General features: G+C 47.6%; 2 protein-coding genes. Both read left to right on the plus strand.

Annotated elements, in window-relative coordinates:
• Positions 1–283: 283 nt before the first annotated feature.
• Positions 284–1,834: a hypothetical protein gene (locus KDK16_RS07270; RefSeq protein WP_257275366.1), complete on the plus strand. Its 1,551-nt coding sequence runs from the start codon at positions 284–286 to the stop codon at positions 1,832–1,834.
• Positions 1,835–2,046: 212 nt separating this feature from the next.
• Complete coding sequence (locus tag KDK16_RS07275; RefSeq protein ID WP_257275367.1) at positions 2,047–4,083, plus strand: hypothetical protein; 2,037 nt, start codon at positions 2,047–2,049, stop codon at positions 4,081–4,083.
• The last annotated feature ends 89 nt before the right edge of the window (positions 4,084–4,172 follow it).

The raw sequence follows: 4,172 nt of genomic DNA on the forward strand, positions 1-4,172 counted from the left end.
AGTCGATCTCGGTACCGCGCCCCATAGTTCGGGCAATACGGGACAGGTTGACTGACCCCAAGAGGATGATGGCTTTAGTCCTCAATAGGGTAAAGTCAATAGTTTGCGTTCCAGCCTTTTCATGGACGCTGCCCAGCGTGCAACCATCGGTTTTTAAAAGAAGTTTTTAAAAGAAGTTTTTAAAAGAAAAACACTCTTATTTTCTTAATCTATCCTTCCTCTCTGTAAACATGAACGCAAGTATAGAACGATTAAACACTCTCTCTTTATAGCACTGCTGATATTGCTGCTACTAACGTGTTACTTCGTCTGCCAGGCTCACCCATTAACAAGCCGATTTGTTGTCGAGCTTGACCAGAAAACAGGTTCTCCAAACCAAAGCTTTTCTATAAAGCCTGACCAACATAAATTGCCCTGTAACCCGCCAGATGTTGTCGACACAGACGGCTATTCAAAATCAGCCTCGCTGCCTGAAAATAAGCGACATAAACTTTACAGTTACGGGGTAAAAACAACCATTATCGTATCGATTTCATGGCAGTTGCTTTTCGCCACCCACCTGCTGGTGGGTCACAAACTAATCTTGACTGCCAAAGATACCCCTCTATGCCCCTCCTCCTATTCGTGGCTACTTGTAGAAATGGTTGTCATAGTCGGCTGGCTCTTAAAAAACTATTGGCCCCCGGATTCACCGCTCTTTAATCTGATTGAAGAACAAGTGACAACACCTATTCTGACAAAGTGGGATCATGCGGCCATCACCATCATGTTAAACTCTGCAGCTAACCAACAGTCGCAACAGCCATCAGAATCATCGGGGCTTCAGGCCCCAAAGACAACCCCCTCCCTTATAAGCTCTTTCACTGGCCAACTGTATTCTGACTCTGGCGACGGTAACGAAGGCCCTCAACAACAGTCACATACTTTGGGTTTAAATTGTTTCGTCTTTCCATGCAACGGGGTTTGTAGTTTCAGACCGTCACCCGACAGCATAGAGCTCGCTGAATGGTCACTGAATTCCTTAGAAAGCTCATGCCCCCATCTCGCGTATGGACAATGTCTTCGTTGCATTGCTAATTTCGACCCTTCAGACACTGAAGATTCTCAACAAATGCCTTTCGATATGTTGGATTATCTCTTTGGTATGGAACGCCAGTCTGCTTTTGGCGAATTATTTGAGTCACAGTCGCATGGCATTGATGACAACCCGGCCAATCGCCGCAACGCTGTATGCGGAACGGCCTCAGACGGGGTCGCCTCAGACGGGGTCGCCTCAGACGGGGTTGCCTCAGACTCAATGAGTACAGAGACAACCTGTTCAACTGCACCTACCGGGCAACTAATCTGCGACACAACAGTGATCGGCAAGAATGGCCAGCCGCAACGATCCGGAACCGTCTGCGAGAATGCCACAGTCCTGGCGTTTCACAAAATGCCTGCCCACGGCAGGCAAAAAACCTGTGACATGATAGTGATCGGAAAGGATGGTCAACCTCGGCCATGCGGAGCAGTCTTCATAAGTACCAGAACCCTGTCGGTTCACAAAAGAAACATTCACTCAGGGCAAAAAGTCTGTGATGTAACAGTGGTCGGGGATGATGGCAAGCCGCGGCCATGCGGTAAGGTCTTTAAGGGCTCACAGGCCATATCGGATCACAAAAGAAGAAGCCACACCGGGCCACAAGCCTGTGACATGATTGTGGTCGGGGAGGATCACCAGCGGCGGCCATGCGGGATGATCTGCAAGAATATTCGAGCCCTGTCGGATCACAAAAGAAGACATCGAAAACGCAAGCTTTTGGATGAGAGGCGAAAGGATAACCCGAATCCTTAACGTAAAGTGAATAGATATAGATGCAACCTTTTGAAGGGACTTTGCCCGGATGCCCCTATTTGTGTTTTGACAGAAAAACATACTTATTTTCTTGGTCTATCCTTCCTTTCTGTCAACCATAAAACAAGGAAAGAATTATTAAACACTCACTCTTTGCGATACTGATAATGTTGCTGCTATCTTCGCTGTCTGTCGCTTGTCGGGCTCAAACGTTGACTGAACGTTATGTTGTCGAGTTTGAAAAGAATGGTGTTTCTCCAAACCAGAGATTTTTTAGAAAGCGTGAACGACATATACTGTCGGACAACCCGTCAGACATTATCGACACAAACGGCTATACAGGATCCGTTTCGGTTTCTGATACCAAACGACAGAAACCTTACGGTTACACATTAAAAACGACTATTATTAAATCAATTTCGTGGCAATGGCTTTACGCCACTCAACTATTGGTTGGTTTCGAACTGACCCTGACCATCAGAGACAGCCACCTGAATTCCGGCCCTTATTCATGGATACCTGCAGAAGTTGTGGTCGCTGTCGGCTGGCTTCTAAAAAGCTATTGGAGCTTCTATTTTCCGCTTTTAAACCCGATCGAACAACAAGAGGCATCTATAACGACACAAGGGAAGCAACTGTTTGCGGCGATCACTATGGTGTTGGGCTCTGGGCATAACCAAACACCATACCAGTCATCAAAATCTTCGGAGCAGCAAGCCCAACAAGCCCCTTCCCACCTCACAGGCTCTTTCATTAGTCTCCTGGATTCTGACGCTGGCGATGGTGACAGAGGCTCTCAACAACACAAACATACTTTGGGTTTAAATTGTTTCGTCCACCCCTGTAATGGTGTTTGCAATTTACGACAATCGTCTAATAGAAAAAGAGACACTGTGTCTCTCTTCGAGCAGTCCGATACACTGATAGCGACTTCAGGAACAAAGACAGAAATAGAAACCACCCAACCGGGAGCAATACCCATACAAAGCTCATGCACCGATTTAAAGAATGAAAACTGCCTAAGCTGCATAAGCCATTTTGAGCCTGACAAAGCTACACATTCCCCAGACATTTCACTTTTCGAACCATCGAATGAACTGCAATTCTCATTCAGGTCAGACCCGCTATTTGAACCAAAGTCGTGCACCATTAATGACGACCCAGGCAAGGGCGGCATATATAGAGACGGGGTCGCCTTAGACGGGGTCGCCTTAGACGGGGTCGGCTCAAACCCATTAAGTACAGAGGCCGCCAACATAACTGACACTGTCTGGCCACTTAATGAGGATGAGCCAATGTCTGGGAATTGGTCTTCCATCGCTAATGATTTTGCGGATATTAGTGGGTCACTCGATTCGCGCTGTCTTCTCGAAAAAGCCGCTTTTATCCTCTCACTTAACCATTCAGAAACACAACACACAACCACTCAATCATCTCTATCGAGTCAGAGCCAACCATCGCTTTCCCTGACAGCCGCAATGCAGGTCTCAAACAACAGTGGGCAACTAACCTGTGACTATACAGTGGTCGGAGAGCATGGCCAGCCACAACTTTGCGAAAAGGTCTGCAAGAGTGCCAAAGCCCTGTCGGATGACAAAAGCAGAGTCCACACCACACCAAAAACCTGTGACTTAAAAGTGCCCGGGGAGAATGGCCAGCCGCGGCCATGCGGGATGGTCTTCAAGAATGCTCAACTTCTTTCAAATCACAAAAGAAAAGATCACACCGGGCCAAGAATCTGTGATGTGATAGTGATCGGAAAGGATGGTCACCCGCAGCGATGCGGGGCGGTCTGTAAGAATGTTTCAGCTCTGTCGTCTCACAAAAGCGGACGCCATACAGGGCAACGAACCTGTAACATGATCGTGGTCGGTGAGGATGGCATAGCGCAGCCATGCGGGAGGATTTACAAGAATGCTCAGCTTCTGTCGGCTCACAAGGGCGGATACCACACTGGGAAAAAAACCTGCAACCTGACAGTGGTCGGTGAAGATGACCAACAACGACCATGCGGGACGGTCTGCAAGAATGCTCAATCTCTGTCATCTCATAAAACACAAATCCACACCGGACCAAAAATCTGTGACGTGACCATAGTCGGGGAGAATGGCCATCAGAGGTCATGTGGGAAGTTCTGCGAGAATCTCAGAGTCCTGGTGAATCACAAAAGAACACATCGAAAACGCAAGCCTGACGATGTCGACCAGAATCGTGCACTTCGATTTCTAAAGAATAAAAAGAACAAGTAAAACCCGCCCTGTCATGAGGCTTTGTCTGGTAATTCCTCTAGCAGCCTGTCGGACTTAAGGCTGTCCTACTGCGGTTGCAATAAATTGGT

Source organism: Endozoicomonas sp. SESOKO4, from assembly GCF_024606275.1.